At 55.0% G+C, this 21,354-nt stretch carries 19 protein-coding genes; 5 read left to right on the plus strand and 14 right to left on the minus strand.

What is annotated here, in order from left to right; translation table 11 throughout:
* Nucleotides 1-234: 234 nt before the first annotated feature.
* Nucleotides 235-504: a YdgH/BhsA/McbA family protein gene (locus tag FCN80_RS16010; RefSeq protein ID WP_136991175.1), complete on the minus strand. Its 270-nt coding sequence runs from the start codon at nt 502-504 to the stop codon at nt 235-237.
* A 94-nt stretch (nt 505-598) separates the two neighbouring features.
* A complete protein-coding gene (gene bioH, locus FCN80_RS16015) occupies nt 599-1,378 on the minus strand; it encodes a pimeloyl-ACP methyl ester esterase BioH (protein WP_136991176.1) in 780 nt (259 codons plus the stop codon).
* Between the two features lie 49 nt (nt 1,379-1,427).
* Between bioH and gntX the strand changes: the two genes are divergently transcribed.
* Both gntX and nfuA read left to right on the plus strand, forming a co-directional pair.
* Entirely contained in the window at nt 1,428-2,114 is a 687-nt protein-coding gene (gene gntX, locus FCN80_RS16020; RefSeq protein ID WP_136991177.1) for a DNA utilization protein GntX, read from the plus strand.
* A gap of 59 nt (nt 2,115-2,173) precedes the next feature.
* Nucleotides 2,174-2,749: a Fe-S biogenesis protein NfuA gene (nfuA, locus tag FCN80_RS16025; RefSeq protein ID WP_136991178.1), complete on the plus strand. Its 576-nt coding sequence runs from the start codon at nt 2,174-2,176 to the stop codon at nt 2,747-2,749.
* A gap of 50 nt (nt 2,750-2,799) precedes the next feature.
* Here nfuA and malQ read toward each other — a convergent pair whose 3' ends face one another.
* The 4 genes from malQ to glpG form a co-directional block, all read right to left on the minus strand.
* Complete coding sequence (gene malQ, locus FCN80_RS16030; RefSeq protein WP_136991179.1) at nt 2,800-4,920, minus strand: 4-alpha-glucanotransferase; 2,121 nt, start codon at nt 4,918-4,920, stop codon at nt 2,800-2,802.
* Between the two features lie 9 nt (nt 4,921-4,929).
* A complete protein-coding gene (gene malP, locus FCN80_RS16035) occupies nt 4,930-7,335 on the minus strand; it encodes a maltodextrin phosphorylase (protein WP_136991180.1) in 2,406 nt (801 codons plus the stop codon).
* A 230-nt stretch (nt 7,336-7,565) separates the two neighbouring features.
* Nucleotides 7,566-8,324 carry a DeoR/GlpR family transcriptional regulator gene (locus tag FCN80_RS16040; protein WP_136991181.1) on the minus strand — a complete coding sequence of 253 codons (759 nt, stop codon included), beginning with the start codon at nt 8,322-8,324 and terminating at the stop codon, nt 7,566-7,568.
* Nucleotides 8,325-8,348: 24 nt separating this feature from the next.
* On the minus strand, nt 8,349-9,194 hold the full coding sequence (glpG, locus tag FCN80_RS16045) for a rhomboid family intramembrane serine protease GlpG (RefSeq protein ID WP_136991182.1): 846 nt from the start codon (nt 9,192-9,194) through the stop codon (nt 8,349-8,351).
* Nucleotides 9,195-9,610: 416 nt separating this feature from the next.
* Here glpG and FCN80_RS16050 point away from each other — a divergent pair, with 416 nt between their 5' ends.
* Together FCN80_RS16050 and FCN80_RS16055 are read left to right on the plus strand one after the other, a co-directional pair.
* Nucleotides 9,611-12,424 carry a hypothetical protein gene (locus FCN80_RS16050; protein ID WP_136991183.1) on the plus strand — a complete coding sequence of 938 codons (2,814 nt, stop codon included), beginning with the start codon at nt 9,611-9,613 and terminating at the stop codon, nt 12,422-12,424.
* A gap of 202 nt (nt 12,425-12,626) precedes the next feature.
* The gene (locus FCN80_RS16055; protein WP_136991184.1) at nt 12,627-12,824 is read left to right on the plus strand and encodes a hypothetical protein; all 198 of its coding nucleotides are present in this window, start codon (nt 12,627-12,629) and stop codon (nt 12,822-12,824) included.
* 76 nt (nt 12,825-12,900) lie between these two features.
* On the opposite strand, the gene tnpC is transcribed toward FCN80_RS16055, so the two are convergent.
* From tnpC to FCN80_RS16070, 3 genes are all read right to left on the minus strand, one after another.
* Complete coding sequence (tnpC, locus tag FCN80_RS16060; protein ID WP_136991185.1) at nt 12,901-14,475, minus strand: IS66 family transposase; 1,575 nt, start codon at nt 14,473-14,475, stop codon at nt 12,901-12,903.
* Between the two features lie 361 nt (nt 14,476-14,836).
* Nucleotides 14,837-15,142, minus strand: coding sequence for a type II toxin-antitoxin system RelE/ParE family toxin (locus FCN80_RS16065; RefSeq protein WP_136991186.1), 306 nt, complete (start codon nt 15,140-15,142; stop codon nt 14,837-14,839).
* Nucleotides 15,139-15,423, minus strand: a complete 285-nt coding sequence (locus FCN80_RS16070; RefSeq protein ID WP_136991187.1) for a damage-inducible protein J — start codon at nt 15,421-15,423, stop codon at nt 15,139-15,141. Before FCN80_RS16070 ends, FCN80_RS16065 begins: the two co-directional genes overlap by 4 nt.
* A 66-nt stretch (nt 15,424-15,489) precedes the next feature.
* On the opposite strand from FCN80_RS16070, the gene FCN80_RS16075 reads away from it, so the two are divergent.
* A complete protein-coding gene (locus FCN80_RS16075; protein WP_136991188.1) occupies nt 15,490-16,128 on the plus strand; it encodes an integrase core domain-containing protein in 639 nt (212 codons plus the stop codon).
* Between the two features lie 985 nt (nt 16,129-17,113).
* Here the strand turns inward: FCN80_RS16075 and FCN80_RS26860 are convergent.
* The 5 genes from FCN80_RS26860 to FCN80_RS16105 all read right to left on the minus strand — a co-directional run bounded on the left by FCN80_RS26860 (nt 17,114) and on the right by FCN80_RS16105 (nt 20,653).
* On the minus strand, nt 17,114-18,025 hold the full coding sequence (locus FCN80_RS26860) for a hypothetical protein (RefSeq protein ID WP_230492712.1): 912 nt from the start codon (nt 18,023-18,025) through the stop codon (nt 17,114-17,116).
* Nucleotides 18,026-18,681: 656 nt separating this feature from the next.
* A complete protein-coding gene (locus FCN80_RS16090; protein ID WP_136991189.1) occupies nt 18,682-18,987 on the minus strand; it encodes a type II toxin-antitoxin system RelE/ParE family toxin in 306 nt (101 codons plus the stop codon).
* Nucleotides 18,984-19,247, minus strand: a complete 264-nt coding sequence (locus FCN80_RS16095; protein ID WP_136991190.1) for a type II toxin-antitoxin system ParD family antitoxin — start codon at nt 19,245-19,247, stop codon at nt 18,984-18,986. Before FCN80_RS16095 ends, FCN80_RS16090 begins: the two co-directional genes overlap by 4 nt.
* A 66-nt stretch (nt 19,248-19,313) precedes the next feature.
* On the minus strand, nt 19,314-19,946 hold the full coding sequence (locus FCN80_RS16100; RefSeq protein WP_230492713.1) for a tyrosine-type recombinase/integrase: 633 nt from the start codon (nt 19,944-19,946) through the stop codon (nt 19,314-19,316).
* A 2-nt stretch (nt 19,947-19,948) separates the two neighbouring features.
* The gene (locus FCN80_RS16105) at nt 19,949-20,653 is read right to left on the minus strand and encodes a reverse transcriptase domain-containing protein (protein WP_230492714.1); all 705 of its coding nucleotides are present in this window, start codon (nt 20,651-20,653) and stop codon (nt 19,949-19,951) included.
* Nucleotides 20,654-21,354: the final 701 nt, after the last annotated feature.

Raw genomic sequence — 21,354 nt, forward strand, 5'->3', positions numbered from 1 at the left:
TGTCGTTTCAGAGAGGTTTTGCAAACGATGGGGGGAGTGTAGGGCGCGGCGGTGACGGCCATCAATTAACCTCGGCGACCAATCGTTAGCCTGACAGTAATGGAATCGGAAGGACGCCGTTAACCCTGCCGGCGGGCGATTTCAGGTAACAGGAGATGCCGACGGGGCCCAAGAACATGAGATACCGCCAAAGGGGCGTCTTTCCGGCCGGCGGTATGTCCGCCGGCCGGCCGCTTATTTGTACACTTCGGCGGTGGCGCTAAAGCGGCCATGCTGACGGCCGGCGATGATAACATAGTATTTGCCGCCCTTTTCGTCCGCACGTTTGGACAAAATAGCCTTGGCGTCCATCGGCGATGAGGCTTTGGCGGTGGTGTGCACGGTGCCGATCTTGGTGTAGCCGTTATCCTTGGCTTCCTTCGGCGTAATTTCCTCGGCGGCCAGCGCGTATGAGCAGAACATGAAACCGGCTAACGCCGCGGTAGTCAGGCAGAGTCTCTTCATGGGGGAATCCTCTTGATTAAAAAACCATCGCTGTTCGATGTTTTTTTAGTATGGAGGAGTCCGGATGATTGTCCGTTAACGGCCCGGCAGCAAGTTATTTCCCATACAATGGCGCGGCGAAATCGATAATGTGCCGGCAAAACACCTCAGGATGAGAAATGAAAGGCGCATGAGCGGCTTTGGCGATCATGGCGCTGCGACTGCGCGGCCAAAGCGTATCCAGCAAAGAGGCGACCTTGCGCGGCACCAGACCGTCCAGATAACCGTACAAACGTAAAAAGGGCATCTCCAGCCCGGCCATGGCCTGACGTAAATCGGCGGTACGCAGGATATCCAGCCCGCCGGCCAACACCTCAACCGTCGGCAGCGGCTGGCCGAGCACGGCGCCTTTCAATTGACGGGTATCTTCCCGGGCGGTCGCGGTGCCCAGGGTTTGCAAGGCCAGAAATCGCTCTACCGTGCGCTGGAAATCCTGTCGCAATTGAGATTCGAACCCTGTCAGGACTTCTGGCTTGATACCCGGCCAATCATCGCCGGCGGTAAAACAAGGCGAGGATGCCACGGTCATCAGACCCGAAACCCGTTGCGGGCAGGTTAAGGCAATTTGCGAGGCAACCAGACCGCCCAGCGACCATCCCAGCCAAAGCGCCCTGTCCGGCGCCTGTTCCGCCACCGCCGCCGCCATCCGCGCGAGCGGCTGCGCGCCGAAACCCTGGCTGCATCCATAGCCCGGCAAATCCACCAAATGCAGCCGGAAATGCGGCGCGAGTCGCGGCAAAATGCAAGCCCATACCTGGGAATTCAGGCCCCAACCGTGCAACAGCACAAGTTCGGCGACGCCGTTGCCGGTCGTGTGCCAATAAAGCGGCATCATCGGTTATAGTCTCTCATAGCAAAAAACGATAGGTTAAGGATAACCGGGTATGTTGACAATCGGCGCACTCTGCTGGCTTTGCCGCCAGCCGCTGTGGTTCAGCCACCATGGCATTTGTCATCGCTGCGCCCTTTTGGCGCTTTTTCAGCGCGAGCCCTGCTGTCCCCGCTGCGGGCTGCCCTCCGGCGGCGGCGTCCGCCCATGCGGCCGTTGCCTGCTGCGGCCGCCGCCCTGGGCATCGCTGCTGTACGTTGCCGATTATCAACCCCCGTTAAGCACGCTGATCAAAAAACTAAAATACCACGACGGCACCGGGCTGGCCCGCGTTCTGGCCCGATTGATGTTGCTGCGCTGGCTGGAGGCATACCGTGCGCGCCATATTGGCAAGCCGGACCTGATACTTAACGTGCCTTCCCATGCCTACCGGCACTGGCGCAGGGGATATAATCAGTCGGCGCTGCTGGCAGGCCCGCTCGCGCGCTGGCTCGGCGTGGAGCACCAGCCCGACGCGTTATTGCGCTGCCGCGCTCGCGCGCCGCAGCAAGCGCTGGATGCCCATGCCCGCCGGCGGAATCTGCGCGGCGCGTTCGCCTGCTGTCAGGATGTGGCGGGCAAGCGCGTGGCCCTGGTGGATGATGTGGTGACGACCGGCAGCACGGCGGAAGAATTGAGCCGGCTATTATTGTCCCGACGGGCGGAATCGGTGCACATTTGGTGTATATGCCGTACCTTGTAGTCGAGAGGGCAATGGAGGTATTATAATTGACTAGAGTAGTCAACTATTGAGTGAATGCTATGATTCGAATTACCGATGCTGCCCAGGAACATTTTGCTAAATTACTGGCCAATCAGGAACCCGGCACCCAGATTCGCGTATTCGTGATCAATCCGGGCACCCCTCACGCGGAGTGCGGCGTTTCCTATTGCCCGCCCGATGCGGTGGAGGCCACGGATACGGCGCTCAAATTCGACAGGCTTACCGCTTATGTCGACGAACTCAGCGCGCCTTTCCTGCAAGATGCGGAAATTGATTTCGTCACCGATAAGCTGGGGTCGCAGCTTACCCTGAAGGCGCCGAACGCTAAAATGCGCAAGGTCAGCGACGACGCTCCGTTAATCGAGCGGGTCGAATATGTACTGCAATCGCAGATTAACCCGCAATTAGCCAGCCACGGCGGGCAGGTCAGCTTGATGGAGATCACCGAGGATAACCTGGCCATTCTCCAGTTCGGCGGCGGTTGCAACGGCTGTTCAATGGTGGACTACACGCTCAAGGAGGGCATCGAAAAGGAACTTATGGAAAAATTCCCCGAATTGAAAGGCGTACGCGATCTGACCGAGCATCAGCGCGGCGAGCATTCCTACTACTAATCGCTCGGCGACGTGGCCGGGCTGGTCGCCATCAGCCCGGCTCAACCGTTTTAATCCTGTGTCACGCTGGCGGCCGCCTCGGATTGAGCGATGACGGCGGCTTTATCGCGCAGCCGCCCGACCTCCCGCAATAACCGGACTATCCGCAAATCCTTGAATATTTCCTCGACCTCGCGATTAAGTTTGCGCCGCCAGTTGGGATAGTGATCGGTGGTACCCGGCACATTGACCGGCGACGCCATGTCCAGCCAATCCTCGGGCTGCAATCCCAACAGCGCCGAACGGCTTTGCGCCGCAAAGCGGTGCACGCCCCGATTCAGGACAGGCGTCATCGACACCCGTTCGGCGTTTTTGCTCAGCCTGTCCGGCACGCATCGCCAATCATGCAGCGCATCAAGCAATGCCTGGCGCGCCGTCTGGCGATCGGACAACAATCGTCGATATACCGTCTCGTCAGGATAGAGCGACAAACGTTCGCCCAACCGCAGATCCTCGCACTGCCAGAAACCACGCAGGGTGGGCAGATCATGGGTGGTCAATGTCGCCATGGCCTGAGGGACATACTCGTCTGGGCCGCGAAATGAAGAATTCTCCTTTCTTTCGAAAAACAGAACCTTATAGGAATATATGCCGGCAGCCCGCAGTTTTTCGATAATCTCCGGCGGTACCGTGCCCAAATCCTCGCCAATGACCATACATTGATGACGCTGACTTTCCAACGCCAGCACCGCCAGCAGATCGTCCACCGGATACCGGACATAGGCGCCTTCTCCCGCCGGCTCATCCTTTGGAATCCACCACAGTCGCAGCAGCGACATCACATGATCGATCCGCAACGCGCCGCAGTGGCGCATATTGGCGCGCAGCATCTCGATAAAAGGCTCATAGGCGCGGTCGATCAAAACATTCGGGTCCTGAGGCGGCAATTGCCAGTTTTGTCCTTGCGGACCCAACTGATCGGGAGGGGCGCCAATAGTGGCCTGCAGGCAATAAAGAGTGCGATCGCTCCAGGTTTCCATTCCCCAGAAACTCACCCCCACGGCCAGATCGCGATACAAACCTATTGGCATTTTGTGTTTGCGGCACAGCAGATAACATCCCTCCAACTGCCGCGCCGCCAGCCATTGCAACCAGCTGAAAAACAAAATATCCCGCCGATGTGTTTTGCGAAACGCGTTGACTTCGTTATCATCCGCCCGGCGATACGCCTCCGGCCACTGCTGCCAGCCCTCCGAGACCTGCCCCGTCAAGGCCAGATAGCGGTGCAGCGCATCGAAGGTCGCCTGTAACTCTAGGCTATAGCCGTTTTCCCGGATGAAATCATCAAAGGCGCGCCATTGGGCATCGTCCGGCGCGCGGGCCATAAACTGCTCAAAGGCGAAAGCCAGTCCGGTCATTTTCAGCGCCATGACGCCGGGATAGTCCACCCATTCGCTCTGGCGCAACGCCGCAAGCGTCGCCTGAGTGGCTGGTTTTCGCCACCATTGGCGTGCCTCGGCGCTCTGCTGGAAATCCTCCAGCGTGGCGACATCAATGTAAATCACATTCAGCCAACGTCGCGATGAAGGGCTGTAAGGGCTGGCCCATCCAGGCAGCGCGGGGTACAAGGCGTGAATGGGATTCAGCCCGACAAAGGCCCCGCCCTGTCGGGCCACGCCCGCAATCATCGCCGCCAGATCGCCAAAATCGCCAATTCCCCAATTACGCGCCGAACGCAGGGTATAGAGCTGAACCGTGGCCCCCCACAATTTTCGGCCGCGCAGCAAAGCCTGGGGTTCATAACAGCGGGCAGGCGCGACGATCACCTGGCAGCGCCAATGGCTTAGTCCACAGCGCAGGGCCAGCCGGTGATAGCCTGTGGGCAGCCCTTCCGGCAACGTGAGCACGCGATTGACGATTTTTCCCTCATGCTGGCGTCCTGATTCTTCGGTCAGCACCCATTCACCAGGCGCCTTAAGGCCAACGGTTCGCCGCGCCGTGGCCCCTGAATGTAACACCCAAACCGGCGGCAAGGGCGTTGTCACGGCGGGATCATCGGTTAATCCCGCCATGGCGCCAAGCAGGAGGTGTTTGGTGCGGTCGCCGATGAGCTTTTGCTGCCCCCAGGCATCGACATAATCCGGCATGATCCCCGCCCGCTCGGCGGTCTGCTCCAAAAGCTTGGGATCCATCGACGCTCCTTAGCGTTTGGCTTGCCATATGTGTTGCTGATAATCGCGAATTGAGCGATCGGCACTGAAAAATCCCACTCGCGCGGTATTAAGCACCGCGCTGCGCGTCCATGCCTCCGGCTGGCGATAGCGCGCGTCCACCCGTTGCTGCGCTTCGCAATAAGCGGCGAAATCCGCCAGCACCAGATAAGGATCGCCGCCCTGCCGCAAACTGTGCAGCAACGGATCGAAGGCATGCCGATCCTTTGAGCTGTAGGCGCCGCTGGCCAGTTCGGTTAAAATCCCCTTGAGCATTTTGTCTTTTTTAAGCCATTGCGCCGGTTGGTAGCCCTGGGCCTGTAGGGCTTTTACCTGCTCGACGGTATTGCCGAAGATAAAAATATGATCATTGCCGACCTGTTCGGCAATCTCCACGTTGGCGCCATCCAGGGTGCCAATGGTTAATGCCCCGTTCAGGGCCAGTTTCATGTTGCCGGTGCCGGAGGCTTCTTTGCCGGCGGTGGAAATTTGTTCGGATACATCGGCGGCCGGAATAATCCATTCCGCCAGCGAGACCCGGTAGTCCGGCAAAAAAACCACTTTCAGCTTGTCTTTGATCTTGCGGTCGTGGTTGATTTTCGCCGCAACCTGGTTGATGGCGTAGATGATGTTTTTCGCCAGCGCATAACCGGGCGCGGCCTTGGCGGCGAACAGCACCACCCGCGGCACGATATCCAAATCGGGATCGTCGCGGAGCCGGCGATATAGCGACAGGATATGCAATAGATTCAGGTGTTGGCGTTTATATTCGTGCAACCGCTTAATCTGCACATCGAACAGGGCGTCGGGGTTGACGGTGATATCGGTCAACTGCTTGATCTTGGCCGCCAGCCGCTGTTTGTTGTCATGCTTGATTTGCCGATATTGCGCGCAAAAATCCGGCGCGTCGGCGTAAGGCTCCAGTTCTTTGAGTTTTTCCAGACGGGTCACCCAGCCTTTACCTAGGGTATCGTCGATAAGCTTCGCCAGCGCCGGATTGCATTGTTTAAGCCAGCGGCGCGGTGTGATGCCGTTGGTCACATTATGGAACTTCTTCGGCCAGAGCTGATGGTATTCCGGGAACAGATCAGTTTTCACGAGATCGGAATGCAGGGCGGCCACGCCGTTAACGGCAAAACCGCACACCACGCACAAATTGGCCATGCGCACCTGCTTGTCATAATGCACCGCCAGCTTCGCCCAGACCTGTTCATCGTTCGGCCAATGCTTATCCACCTGTTTGCGGAAACGACGGTCAATTTCCACAATCAGCGAAAAATGACGCGGCAGCAGGGTGCGAATCAATTTTTCATCCCAGCGCTCCAACGCCTCCGGCATCAAGGTATGGTTGGTATAAGCGAAGGTGCGCGAAGTAATCCTCCAGGCCTCCTCCCAGGATAATTGGTGCTCATCGATCAGGATCCTGAGCATTTCTGGAATGGCGATGGTGGGATGGGTGTCATTGAGTTGAATCACCTCGTGATCCGGCAAACTTTCAATGGATCGGCCGGCCAGATGGTGCCGGCGCAGGATATCCGCCACCGCGCAGGCGCACTGAAAATACTGCTGCATCAAGCGCAGTTGTTTGCCTTCCAGATGGTTATCATTGGGATAAAGGACTTTGGTTAATTTGGCGGCGTCAATGCCCGTCCGCTCCGCCTTGAGAAATTTGCCATCATTGAACAGCGCCAGATCGAAAGGATGCGGATGCACGGCCCGCCAGAGACGCAACGGCAGCGTTATGCCGTTTTCGTAGCCCACGACCGGCAAATCCCAGGCTTCTCCCTCAAGGATAAAGGCCGGTTGCCACAGCATGCGGCCTCCATCGCCCTTACTCACCTTGCCCCCCAGCCCAACCCGCACATTCAGGGCAGGATTATGCCGGAACCAGGGATAGTCATGCCGATGCCAGTCATCGGGCATTTCCACTTGCCGACCGTCGGAAAATTGCTGGCGGAACAAACCGTATTGGTAATTCAGGCCGTAACCAATGGCCGATTGCCCCACTGTCGCCATCGAGTCCATGTAGCAGGCCGCCAGACGGCCCAGCCCGCCGTTACCCAACGCCGGATCCGTTTCCTGTTCCAGCACATCGCTAAGATTGATCGGGTAGTGGTCCAGGATTTTTTTTACCTCGTCATACCAACCCAGATTGATAAGATTGTTGCCGGTCAACCGGCCGATGAGGAACTCCATGGAAAGATAATTCACGCGGCGATGGTTTTTTTTGTCCGGACGCATTTCCGGCTGCCAAGGGATGATTTCATTCACCGCCGCGCTAACCGCATGCCACCACTGCAACGACGTCATTTCCTGCGCGCTTTGCAAACCCAAATGCCGCCACTGGCGATCCAGGGCGGATTGAAAAGCAACCTTATCGAACCTGATTTTCGGCATAAGAGCGTCTCTATCCTGTGGGTATTAAGTTGATCAACGCCGGATACGGCCCGACATCCCGGATGGCATGTCGTTATCACGGACAACCCCTGTAAACACGCGCCAATGCCTTGGCGACGGCGCCGTGCTCAAATAAGCTTACGAAAACAGCGTTTTTTCCGTAATGATCAAAGAATAGTCAACACCCCCGAAAAGGGCGCCGGTAACGGAAATTTTTCCGATTTACCGGCTTAGCACAGCTCCAGCTTCACTTCCGATTGTTCAATAATGCTCATCACGCTTGGCGGAGGCATCTGATCAGTGAACAGATAATCCACCAGCGACATTTTGCCAAGATTAACCATGGCGTTGCGGCCGAATTTGGAATGATCAGTCACCAGCATGACACAACGGGAATTATCGATAATCGCCCTTTTGGTCCGGACTTCATGGTAATCGAACTCCAGTAGCGAACCGTCCATGTCAATACCGCTGATACCGAGAATGCCATAATCAAGACGGAACTGGGAGATGAAATCCAGCGTGGCCTCCCCCATGATGCCGCCATCGCGGGTGCGGACTTCGCCCCCCGCCAGAATAAGGCGGAAATCTTCTTTGGCGGTAAGGATAGTGGCGACATTCAGGTTATTGGTAACTACCCTCAGCCCCTTGTGGTTAAGCAGGGCGTGAGCCACCGCCTCCGGTGTGGTGCCGATATCGATAAACAACGTGGCGCCGTCGGGGATCTGGCTGGCGACACGGCGGGCGATCCTGGCTTTTTCCGCCGACCACATGCCCTTTCGATCATGATAGGCGGTGTTGACGGAACTGGACGGCAAAGCCGCTCCGCCATGGTGGCGATGTATTTTGTTGTTTTCGGCCAGATCGTTCAGATCGCGCCGGATGGTTTGCGGGCTGACCGCAAAATGCTCGACCAACTCTTCCGTACTGACATAACCTTGCCGACGAACCAATTCAATAATGGCATCATGCCGCTGCGTTTGTTTCACGTGAATTCCCCTACTGCCCGAACCTTACCGACGACGCGCAGTCCCGGCGCCGCGGCGGGTATCCCAGAAAGCCAATAACAGCCCGACGACCAGCCCCGCGACATGGGCGGCATTGGCGATAGCGATGCCTAAAATATCGAAATAACCCGCAATAAGCCACAGCAATGCAAAGACGATCACGCCGCGCGGCATTTGCAATGGCCCATCCGGATGCTTTTCGCCGTACCACCACACATACCCCATCAAAGCGTACACCACGCCGGACAGACCACCGAACAGCGCGCCGCTGAAACGGAACTGCACCAATCCGCTGACCACCGCCGCCACAATGGTCAGCACCGCCAGCGAAAATGAGCCGCGATGCTTTTCCATGGCGCAACCCAGGTACCACCACCACACCAGATTAAACAGGATATGCAACAGGGAAAAATGCAGCAAAATATGGCTTACCCAGCGCCAAAGCTGACCATACTGTCCGGGACCGCTCGGAAAAGCCAGCCAGCGCATTACCGCCACATCGCCGAAGATATTCATCAGCGCGAACACCAGGATACAGCATATTGTGACACCCAGCGTCAACGGCCCCGCCCGGCTGCGCAGCGCCGGCAGCCAGGATGCGGCCTGATAGCGGAACTGACCGCGCCCCGCCGTACCGGCATGCCAGCTGGCGGCCTGGTAACGCGGATGCAACGGATCGCGCAAGAAGACATCCAGCGCCTCTTCCACCCGGGGCAAGACGTTGTCATCCACCAACCACAATTCCACGGCCCGGCCTTGCGGATGCATTTCCATCGCCACACCCTGGGTTTTCATATAATCGATAAACGCCTGGGCCAGACGGGGATTCGATAAGGTCGTAACGCGGATCATGGCGGCGATGCCATCCTTATTAGTGTCGATTCGTTAAACGATTTCCCGCTTCGCCGGCGCCGTGCGCGGACAACGGGATATCAACCAGTTAACAGCATATCATGTTTGCCGACCACTCCCCCAGGGCTTAAAACAGGAAAACCGCGCCGGATTTACGGCCGCGCCGCGCCGTCCGCATCCGCCCGCCGAAAATCGGTCTGTCCGGACGTCATGAGGCCTCGCTGGGCGAAAAAGTACTGTCGATGGATTTAAACACAGGCCGTCAACCGCGCGAATGGCGTCGTGACCGGCCGGCAAGCGCACCGACAGGTGATGAAAAGAGTGTTTCGACATCCGTCGGCTTCTTTCGCCAATCTTTTCATCATATACCCTAACTCATTCATATTGCAGCATGACGGCAAACAAGGAGAGAGGGTATGTTGATCGAAGCGTCGGGCCGTAACAACATCTCTGACAGTTTATATGGCAGTCTTCGCCACAATGGGGAATCTCGGCGATACATTCATGAATTTAATCGATTACTGGGGGATATCAAACATATCGGCAATGGCCGGCCAAATGATTTCGCCGCGCCGCCGCGATTGGGGAGAAACCTGTCCAAAACGGCCCGCTGGATTTATTATTTTACACTGTCGCCCATAATGCATGCCGGCCCGCCTAAACAATCCCATGAGATTTCCACCCACCCGGTCGACAATCGGTCGCTCCGGCAACCCCGGACTTCGACGGAAACCTCCCCGCCTTCGCTGTTCAAGTCCGTTAACGGATCCTATCCGCCCCCCCTTTGGACCGGGCAACACCCATCAGGCAAGCTTAGGCGGAAAAGAGAGAGCATCGCACAGACGCCGACTTCCAACGAGGAAAGTATTACCCCCCGGTTGTTCCCCGCCGGCGTGGCGGATAATCATATCCTTGGCTATCTGTGGCAGAAAGGTTGGCTGCCCGCCGGGATGAGAATGTCCGACGTCGGGCTGATCAATATCCTTCTGGATGTCATTGAGCGTTTTCCCAGGGAGATTATCACACTGGCGAAAAGCCTGCTGGCGGGTTCCGGCATGTATGGCGGACTGGATGGCGAGATTATCGATCAGGGCTATGCGACCGAAACCCTTCATGCCTGGATATCATCCAAACTGTTTCATCAAGGGTTACCCTTTTATCTGGCAAAGCTATTTTCGGAATGCTGCCGGGAAGCGGCGATTTCAGGGCAATATTTTTGTCATCAAAACGCATTCCAGAAACTATTGCATCTCACAATAGACCCTATCATGAGTTTTACCGAGACGTCTGAGCAGCCAGAGAGTATCACTCCCGCCGCACGGCAATATATTCTGGGGAAAATGGTATATCCGCTGCTACCGACATTAACACTGTGGCCTGAAGATGCGCCTCAGCAGATCAAAATGGGAACGGTAGAATGGGGTTATTATCACGTTGGCGCCAGCTATATGAATATCTCACATCTGAACGTGCGACATCTCGACCTTGAAGAATACATTTCTCTCGGCATACTGCTGGAGACCATGCTATCCTCAACCGTGCTGGCCCCTTCGCTGATTCGGCTTTTCCATATTCCTGCGCTGTTCGCTTATATTCAACGTCACCCATTTACACAAAACAATTTACAATCGATCGATATCATGCAGGATGGCGTGGTGAAATCCGACATCATGGAAGAGTTTTTTTCTGCGTGTGATGAATGGAATATGCTGAAAAACCCGCCATCCTGCTACGATGAAATCGTTAAAACATACAAGACCCGGACACAGTTGGCACAAGAAATTCTGACATCCACTTGCCGGTTCGAAGAAGGTAAAGACATCTCTTCTCTCATTAGCAATTACAAATTATTCCCCGGCAGCAGTTTTTGCTGGGATAATGTCATACCAGGTAAGGAGCGATCCCGCGCATTGCCTCATCTTGATGAGCTATTCCAGCACCAGAACGTGCTGATCGCCAATGCCTATTATGTCGTTCATAAAATGCTGGTTCATGAAATGTTGAACGAACTCGGATCAGCGGATGTCGCCTTTCTCGCCGATGCGACCATCGTCGAGATGAACGCCAGCTTCCGCCATGATAGGATGCCGGTGACCGCATGGGGCTATTTATCCCAGATGGAGTATAATCATTTACATCTTCCGAGAGGCATCAAGATTTATTCAGCAACGCGGGAGGGCGAAGAGCGTTGTTATGCCATACACAGCGACCATTTCATCGATTTGCTGGTGCGGGTGGACAGAAACATTGACTGGTATAGCAACTTAATTGAAAGCGATATCTCGCAGATAGACAAAAAACATTTGCAGTTGGTTCTCTCGCCCACCCTGCGCGGGAAAATGAAGGCGGCGGATCAGCGCCTGGAATACTTCGTCAGCAAGTTGGCCCGTGTCCATCAGAAAGTCTTTTTGCGCAAGATACAGGATTATGGCTACGACTCCACCTTTTTCCAGAAAGTTAAAAATTTTCTATACTCCTTGATCCCTTTGCGCGATTGCGTGAATCACATACGCTTTAAAGAGGAGGAACAAGCCGTGGTAACCTGCTCGGCTGATATCGTTGCCTTATTACCCCTAGTGGGTAAGGGACTTAATATCGCTGCCAAGGCATCAATGCTACTGCATTTTCGCACGTGGATCATTATGCAAAAGGCATTCTCTAGCTTTGCATTGCGGGAAACACTGCATTATGCCATGGAAAAGAGCCTTATTACACTACCCAAATATTCATTACTCCCGATTGCGCAAAACTTGAATAGAAAAGCACTGAGTGCCTATGCTGTGGAAGTGATTAAATTATTCGATCCCGGGATTGAAAGCCTGGTCGCATTGAAACGTATTTTATCCAAAAATATTTTTTTGGTGATCAAAGCGACAAGATACCGACATCCGGTATTGGAAAGGCTTTACCACATTATGGAGCCGCATTTTCGTATCAGTTATGAGGCTGCCAGTGGTAACATTGATAAGTTGGCATACCTATCGGGCTCCAGACAACAAATTCCCATTGAAAAACTAATTGGAGATAAATTTGAAGGTAAAGAAGTTTACCTTCGTATTGATCCGGGCACCGGCCGAATTTATGGCACAAAATATATCCTGACGGAGGATAATCTGCTGGAAGCCATTATTACCCCCAAGTTTCCCTTTTTGAAGCATAGTCGAAAACGGCATTTGGACGAGTTTTTATTCAGGCTGGCCAATAACACGCTTTGGACTGAGGGACGGTGACGCAATCGCTGCGATATAGACTTCAAATAATTCAAGTTTCATCGCGGCGGCAAGGAGACCCGCCGGGATACGCTGATATGCGACACCCGGTTCATCTTTTTCTTCATGATTTACAGCTAACGACGAATGTTTAAGCGGCTTTGACAATGCTTTACCACCGTTACTCTAGGATGCAGTCAATCAGCCCCCGGAGGACATTGCGATGAGTAACAAATCCCCTTTAGCTCTCTTGTTCCTGTTCATCACGTTCGGCTCCCTTGCTAAAGATATCAGCCATTTAAAAGTACTCTCTTACCATCGAGGGGGCTTTAATAGCCATAACGCATTTGCGGATACCGCGGAAACACCGGATGAGCACATCAGGGAAAAGCAGACCAAAGCAACGCGGCAAGTCGCATAGGATAACGGCATTTTTCTTCGTTGCACGGTTGACCCGTTGGGGGGAAACAACACCAGACACCGCTTCGGCGGGCGGGTTAATCAAAACGGTTCTCAGCGTAGGGCAACAGTTCGCTGATCCGATTGCCGGGCCAGTCCGGTAGCCGGGCCAGTACTTCCCGCAGCCAGAGGTACGGGTCATGGCCGTTGAGTCTGGCTGTTTCCAGCAGGCTGAGGATAGCCGCCAGGCGCTGACCAGCGCGCAACGAACCGGCGAAAAGCCTATTTTTTCTACCTGCCGCCACTGGCCGCATCAGGTTTTCGCAGTGGTTGTTATCAATGGGCAACCGTCCATCCTCCAGATAACGCACCAGGGCCGGCCAGCGGTTGAGGGTGTAGTCCAACGCCTTGCTCAACCTGGAGTGCGGAACGGCCTGCGACTGTTGCAACAGCAGCCATTGATGGAAGGCCTCCATTTGCGGCTTGGCGTAGCGCTGCCGCCACCGGCGTTTTTTCACTGCCGGCCGGGCTTCGATTGTGCGCTCAAGCTGGTACAATCCACGGAGGATATTAAGGGCGTGTTTGACCACCGGGCTGGGGTTGGCGGTTAATGGTTCGGAAAACTTGCGCCGCACATGCGCCAGACAACCGGCTTCGGTCACCCGGCTCAGGTCGAACAGCGCCCGTCGGCCGGCATTACCGTCCACCACCAATGTGCCATGCCAGCCTTTGAGCACCTCACGGGCATAATGACCGCCGCATCCCGGCTGACAATCATACAGGACGATGACCCGCCCGGCGTCCTGGACAGTGACATAAGCCCACAAATAACCGCGCTGGCTTTTACCGCGAACGGCATCCAAAAGCAGGAGCGGGGTTTCATCGGCTTGTAGCACCGAGTGGCGCAGCAAGTCGCGGTGCAACGCCTCGGCCAATGGTCTGAGCGCCGCTCCCACCGCACCGAACCAGCCGGCCAGCGTGCTGCGAGAAATATCGGCGCCGCCGCGCTGATAGATATCCCGCTGGCGGTAAAGCGGCAGATGGTCAAGCGCTTTGGCGCATACCACCCGGGCCAACAGTCCCGGGCCGGGCTGGCCCGTTTCTATCAATTGCGCCGGCAGCGGCGCGCTGACCACGATGTCGCAGCGCGGACAACCGAGCTGCGGGCGGATATGGCGATGAACGATAAAACGGTCGGGCGCATACTCCAGCCGTTCGCTGACCTCATCACGGATAAAACGCAGGGCGTGGCCGCAGCGCGGGCAGATATCCGTGGCCGGGGCCAGAAGGCTATCCTGGCGAGGCAACAGTGGCGACAGTGGCCGACGTTTGGGCCGTTCCGGCTTGTGGGCAGCTGCGCCGGGCAGTTGCGCCACCAGTTGCCGGGTGATATCAGCGGCGTCGGCATCAATATCCTCGTCGAACAGCTCGCGCTGCTCGCCGTGAAAGGCATCGCTTTTGTGGCCGAAGCGCCAGCGACGGGCATTTTCCAGCGCCTCTTCCAACTGCCGGATATAGCGTGTCTGTGCCTGATTTTCCTGCGCCTGTCGTTCAAGGTCGGCGCGCAATGATGAGACAACGGCTTCCCGGGCCTGGATTTCCGACAGCAGTTTCAACGCCAGAGCGCGCAGGTCGTCGGGATTTTGTGAGGCAAGCAGCGAGTCGATATCCATGGGGCGATTTTAGCGAAATCACCGATTATTATCATTTAAAATCAATATATTGACTCACTTATTGGTTTATTTCCGTTGAGTGAGTGCAGGCCGCTGGCCTGTGTCCCGCCAAAGCCTGATGACACACGTCCCCCCTACCCTCACCATTGCCATTGCCATTGCCATTGCCCTCAACGCGCAATTTTCACGCGGCCAGACGTTTTTGCCCCAACAGTGTATCAACGTATTTCTCACCGGCGCTTATACGAAGCGATAAGTTTTCATACCGAGGCGATGGGGCGGGGAGCAGAGGGCAAGAGGTGCGCCAGGGATGGCGCGCCTCTTGCCTGTCACCGTACCCCGCGACCTTAAAGAGGGCAAGCTAATGTCGGCGGTAACGGCTCACTATATTTCGCGCTGTATGCAGCAAACGCATGATACGCACTGCATTGGCGTTTACGGTGTACACCATGATGAACGGCAAGCGTGGTACAACAAGTTTGCGCTGGCGGGGCAACTTCCCTGCTTGTACCCCGGCTAGCGGAGTTTCTTCTAATAATGTCGCCATGGCATCAAGCTTTTCATCTACCGTACCGGCAACCTCAACTCCCGCTTCTTGGCAGAGGTAGACATAGATAGCTTCTTTATCCGCCAACGCTTCTTTTTCCCATTGCACCACTGTTGTCACAGTTTTCCTTGCATCGCGAGTCGTTTAAGTTTGTCCATTCGAACACGCATTTCTTCATGGCTCACGTATTCGCCTTGCCCAGATTCATCGCGTTCGAACGCTTCTTCTATTTGCCGCTCTAGCCAGTATTCATGCGCATGGCTTTGATGTTCCCGCTCATCTTCAGCAAGTTCTTCCGCACGCCGGCGCATCAGCTCTGTTAGACTCACTTTCTGTCTTTCCGCCGCCTGGGTCGCCAGACGCTTCGTCTCTTCATCTATTCGGAAGTGGATCGTGCTCATTGGGGGCCCCTATTGTGGTGTCATTTGTGTTGTCATTTTACACATTGACCCCACTGTTGTCAGCTTTTGTGGCTGTCCGCTAATGCGCCGGTCTCATCTGGCTCTTGGACATTCTGCTCCTCTTGCGCCGTCAAGTCGGTCAGCAGCCCGTTTAGCCGTAAAATTGTCGGTTACGAGGTCCATAAAGAGGAAAACGGCGAGCAGGCCGCCACGCTGCTGTACCGCACCGTATTACGCGAACAGTGTTACCGGCATCCGTTGGTATTACACGCCGACAATGGCGCATCGATGAAATCCCAGACGTTGAAAGCGAAACTGGAAGAGCTGGGCATTATGGGTTCACATAGCCGACCGCGAGTCAGCAACGATAATCCGTATGTGGAGTCGCTGTTCAGGACGCTGAAATATATTCCGTCGTGGCCGTCCTCAGGCGCCAAGGATCTGGATGACGCCCGGCGTTGGGTCGAGGGCTTCAGCCGGGGGTATAACGAAAAACACCGGCATGGAGCCATCGGTTATGTCACACCGGCACAACGGCACCAGGGAAAAGATGTAAACCTGCCGGCAAAGCGAAAAGCGTTATACGAATCGGCCAGAAAAGCTCGACCAGAGCGGTGGTCAATGTCGTGCCGTCAATGGCAACGGGTCGAGGTAGTAATGCTGAATCCAGATAAGCCGGAAACCGGGCTAAAATCTACCGCGTAAAAATGAATAAGGGTGCCAACTTCGTTGACAGCTACCGTGTGCCCCGCCGGGTAACATGGCTAAACCGACCCTCCCCGCCAGATGAGCCGATACCTTGGCGTTCCCTTCCGCGATATCCCCGGCAAGCTGGGCTTTTTCATCTGTACCTGCGTCCGGTATCTCACCCAGCCACATTCCCAGCCCGGAACCCGCTGCCGCACCGCCCAGGAAGTTATTCTCCACAACAATGCACTCTGACGAGCATCCCTGCATATTTAGCCACTTTTCCCTGTTCAGTCAGTGGGTTACCTTCCGTTTTTACTACTGCTTCCTCCCCCAGGAAGACGAAGACCCCGACGCGCGTTTTTCGCCTCGTCGCGTGGTCTTGCCTTAACAGATTATCAACGTGTTTCTCTACGGTGTGTATACAGGCAAGGGGTTTTTACACCGAAGCGGTGAGCTGGGTCACAGCTTGCGACGCACAGGATGTGCTAGTGCCGCGAAGCACATGGATGTGCGAGAGCGGCCTGTGACCCGGCGAACCGTCTGCCGGGCGCGGGCTGGCGAAGCCCGCAAGCGACGCCCTGCGGCGCTCGGTAACACGGAAGGTTGAGTGAGCACCAAGCCTGCATGACCGCGCCGGGCCGGGGTGGGGGGCGTAAGCTGGCCGGAACGAGAACGAGCTAGGCGCGCAGCGACTGCGAGCCGTGACGGGCAGACGAAGCCGGGCGGGCATTAAGCCCTTGAGCGGAGGCCGTCAGGCCGACAAACCTACTACTTGTATTTTCATACATTTCTATAATAAAAGAACCATATTATCAGCCCAATAGGATATCCAATCAGAGATATCTTGAAGCAGAGCAGTGTATCCATCATTGAAATTGGGAATTTATTATTTATATCCCAAGTTAACCATGCCCCTAGTAATCGGCCAAACATAGTCAAAATAAACATCAGCAATGGCATGGTGATGCATAGATATATGCAAAAAACTAATGATCTTTTACTATTTATCATCATTTTTACCTCCAATATCTTTCAGCTTGTCTTGTGCCATTTCTGATACTGCTGATGCACCTATGTTACCTGAAATAGATGGCAATGGATGTATAGGAGCGGGTTTTGTTATCGTCCATACGCCTGTTGGCACCCACTCATACTGCTTAGACACAGGATTTAATATCTTGTCCATCGGTATTTTAATAATATTACCAGCAGCATACCCCAGCGATGCACCGGTCTTACTCAGTAATGCGCCCATCATGGGATCATCACCTTTTATCTCAGCCGAGTAGTAACCGCCTGCTGCATTCCAATATACTGTTGGGTTATAAGTTTTACCGCCTGTTATCATACCAATAACCCCGGCACCGATGACATCTGACAGTGTTACTTCTCCCGTGGTGCCATACTGAATCGCTGAAACAGCCGTACTTGATACACCCGCCGCAATTAACTGTTCTTTTTCTCCGGCACCCTGAATAATGGATTTTGCGCCCATCACAATGACAGGCCAGGACGTAGGATCGCTGACGACAGATAACACCCTATCACCAGTGGTTATATTGTCTTTAAGGAATTTAAGATCGTTATTATTGAGATAATTTACCAATGCGGCCGCTTGAGGATCTTTTAATTTCTCATCCAACCGAAATTGCGAAGAATGAGCATCATTTGCAACATTGGTTTCGCTTTGTATTAGCTCTTCCCAGGTGACACAAGCCACCCCGCCACCGTCACAGGTTTCAGCTAATTCCTTGCTGTTTTTATTACTGATATCGAGATACTTCTGGATAACCGGTGAGGGATCATCACCGCTTTCTTTACATTCTTCGAGTTCTTTATCAAGCTGCCGGGCGTCTTTAGCACTCAGGAAGTTATTCTCCACAACAACGCAACCCGAGGTAAGCTCTCTCATCGAACGTCACTTTTCCCTGTGCTATCAGCATATTAACCGACGTTTTCTCCAGTGTCTCTTACCTTTCCGGACCGAAGACCCCGACGCGCTTTTTCCGCCCGTTTACGCGCCGTTGCCAGTGCAGCGTATCAACGCTTTTCTCTCAGATTCTTATACGAAGTGGTTTTTACATCGCGGCGGTGAGGCGGGGCGCAGCTTGCCTGCGGCCCGCCTCACCGTTTGCCGGGCGTGGGCCGGCGAGGCCCGCAAGCGACGTTGCGCGGCGCTCTGAAGCACGGACGGCTAAGGGAACGAGGGTTTTGCATGACCGCGCCGGACCGGGGCGGGTAGCGTAAGCTGGCCGGAACGGGAACGAGCGAAGAGCGCAGCGACTGCGGGCCGTGACGGACAGACGCAGCCGGGCGGGCATGTAGCTTTTAAGCAGAGGCCGTCAGGCCGACAGCCCTTTAAGGTGTTGATGTGGGTGTTGACCTTGGCTGAGGATGGACGTCGGTGTTAGCGCCGCCAGGGACGGCGGCTTCACCCCCGTGGCTTAAGGGATAACGGAAGGTAGGAGCAGAGGGCAAGCCGGGACCGACAAGGGCAAGAGGCGCGGCCCGGGACGGCGCGCCTCTTGCCTATCACCACACCCCAGCGGCCTGACAGAGAGTGGGCTGCTATTGACCGTCCGGCGGCCAAGAGAACAGGCCGTCGATATCACGTGACCCATGCACCACGCGTTCGATTCTGACCGCACTATCTGATGTGCTATACACGAAGACATAACGCCCATAAGCACAACTCCTGACGCTGTACCCTAGTTCAGGGCGTTCACGGTATATCCAGGGATTATCAGCTATCAGACGACATTGCTGATAAAGCTCTTCGGTAAAACTTAGCGCCCGTCCTGGGTTATCTTGCGCGATGTAGTCGCCTATCGCCTCGATATCTTCTTCCGCCAACGGCGATACCGTTAGTTTCATTCCGTTTTATTACTTTCCATCATGCGCCGATATTTTTGTGATAAGCGTCCGAACACCTCTTCCGCCGTTTTTCCTTCACCGCTGTTCATACCCAGTTCCACCGCTGCGCGCAGCGCCTCTAACTTCTGTTGCTGTTCGCGCTCTTCCAGCGCGCGTAGACCGGCGCGGATGACTTCGCTGACATTGTTATAACGGCCACTGTCGATTTGTGCACGGATAAACTCTTCGAAGTGAGGACTTAATGCGATACTGGTTGTCATGGTGACCTCTCGATGCAGGATAATATCTATTACTATCTGTTAGTATCTTTGAAGGTTTCATCGACGTCAACCCCTCTTATGAGGTGTTTCATTTTCTTCTGCCATGAGGTCGGCCAGCAGCCCGACATCGTCGTCATGCTCCAACCTCTCGCCGTTCGCCTGTTCCGCCGGATGGGTCGCCGCATGCACCGCCTGCAACGCCCCGATGCTCACCTGCGTGTAAATTTGTGTTGTTTCCGGGCTGGCGTGACCCAGCATCGCCTGTATCCAGCGCACGTCCTCGCCGTTTTCCAGCATTTGCGTCGCCATCGCATGCCGGAACAGATGGCACGCGCCCGGCTTATCGATGCCTGAGCGTTTGACATAAGCGCTAGTCAGGTTGGTGATGGCATTGGGCGTCAGCCCCTCGCCCTTGTGCGACATGAACAACGCATGCGTCGGGAAGCCTCGTTGCAGTTCACCGCGCGCACGGTGCAGGTAGGCCGTCAGCCAGCCCAGCGGGATAACCCGGTCTTTTTTGCCTTTGCCCAAGCGTACCGTCAGCGTCCGCCGGCTGCGGTGGATATCATACACTTCAAGGGCCGCCAGCTCTGAGCGCCTCAGCCCGCTGGCGTACAGCACTTCCAGCAGCGCCCGGTCGCGCAAGCCCGCCGCCGTCTCGATATCGGGTAGCGCCAGTATTTTCTCTACCTCGTCCACGGTCAGGATAGGGAGATCACACCACCCTGAGGAGTTCCTGCAACCGGAAAGGACAGAACGTCATTTTCCATGACGCCTGCTTTCAGCCATTTATCAATCAGTTTTCGAATGACGCCATCAGTCACTCGCCTGTCAAGAAATTCCCTTAGATGCTGATAGTTTATCGTATCGAAATATTTTCTGATGTCGATATCCAGTATCCAGCGGCCTCCTTCATCCATTATGTGGTTTCGCAGATATTGCAGGGCATGGTGGGCGGAACGCCCCGGTCGAAACCCAAACGAGCATGAGTTAAAGCTTTGTTCGTAGACCGGTTCCAGTATCATGACCACTGCACGCTGAACTATCTTATCCTCAAATGTAGGCAGTCCCAGTGGACGCCGCTGACCATCACTTTTGGGAATGTATACCCGTCGGATGGCTGGTGCCCTGTAATCGCCCGATTTGATTCTGCAAAGTAACGATTGCAGATTTTGCTCCAGATGCTCTGCATATTTCTCTGCGGTCTGCCCATCCACACCTGCCGCTGCATTTTTCCGCGTCAGTTCCCAAGCTCGATGAAGCCAGTCATAGTCCAAATAATGGTGGAGCGACGAGAAAACCCTTTCAGGGGCATTTCTTGCCAGTGTGGCTATCTGTTGTTGTTTCGTTGACACGATCCCGGGTCTCTGTGTATCCGTCATGTTTCCCTCCAACAGGTCAATCATTGTGGTGTCTCCTTCCCTCGTTCGGATCCTCTGCGGCCGAGTTCTCCGCTCTCATCGGTACTATGAGACACTAAGACTCCCATCGCTTAATCTCTGTTCGCTTATTTATTCGCTTACCGATACCCGCGCGTTACCTCTTATTCGCTCTACCCGTGATGAGGTAATCACAGGCAGCCCGGCTATTTTCAGCCATATAGCCAATGGCAATGCCACACGGGTCAGCGATGGATCTCACAGGTTCCTGAGAAATCCACTCTGTACCTTTGCCCTGGACTGAGATCCCGACTGGCCCATCCTGCCTCACCCTAACGGCAGAGTTGGTGCTGCCCCCATTCCCAACACAATGAAGTCGCCAGCATGTACATGATTTCGGGACTTAACTCCACGGCTTTAGCACCCGCTGTCTACGCTTCACGAAACACATTGCTGTGCTCCATGCAAGACTCGCTTCCGGCTGGTGGTTAACCTTTACCGGGAGGGGGTTTAACCCTCCGGATTTCAATAAATGATTTCAGTTATAACTCGCTCAGTTATTTTCCACCTTCATTTTCAGGCTTAGCCTGTCGCAAGCTGGGACCATGCCCGGCGCAAATATATTGAAGCGGGCAAAGCGGTGCCCAAGGGAAGCAAAGCTCAGCAAGGCAAACCCACCAAAGCGGATGTGGCGCTGGGTTACATCAGCAAACTGTATAACATTGAAC

The organism is Martelella alba (assembly GCF_005217455.1).
In the GTDB taxonomy this organism is placed as follows: domain Bacteria; phylum Pseudomonadota; class Gammaproteobacteria; order Enterobacterales; family Enterobacteriaceae; genus Acerihabitans.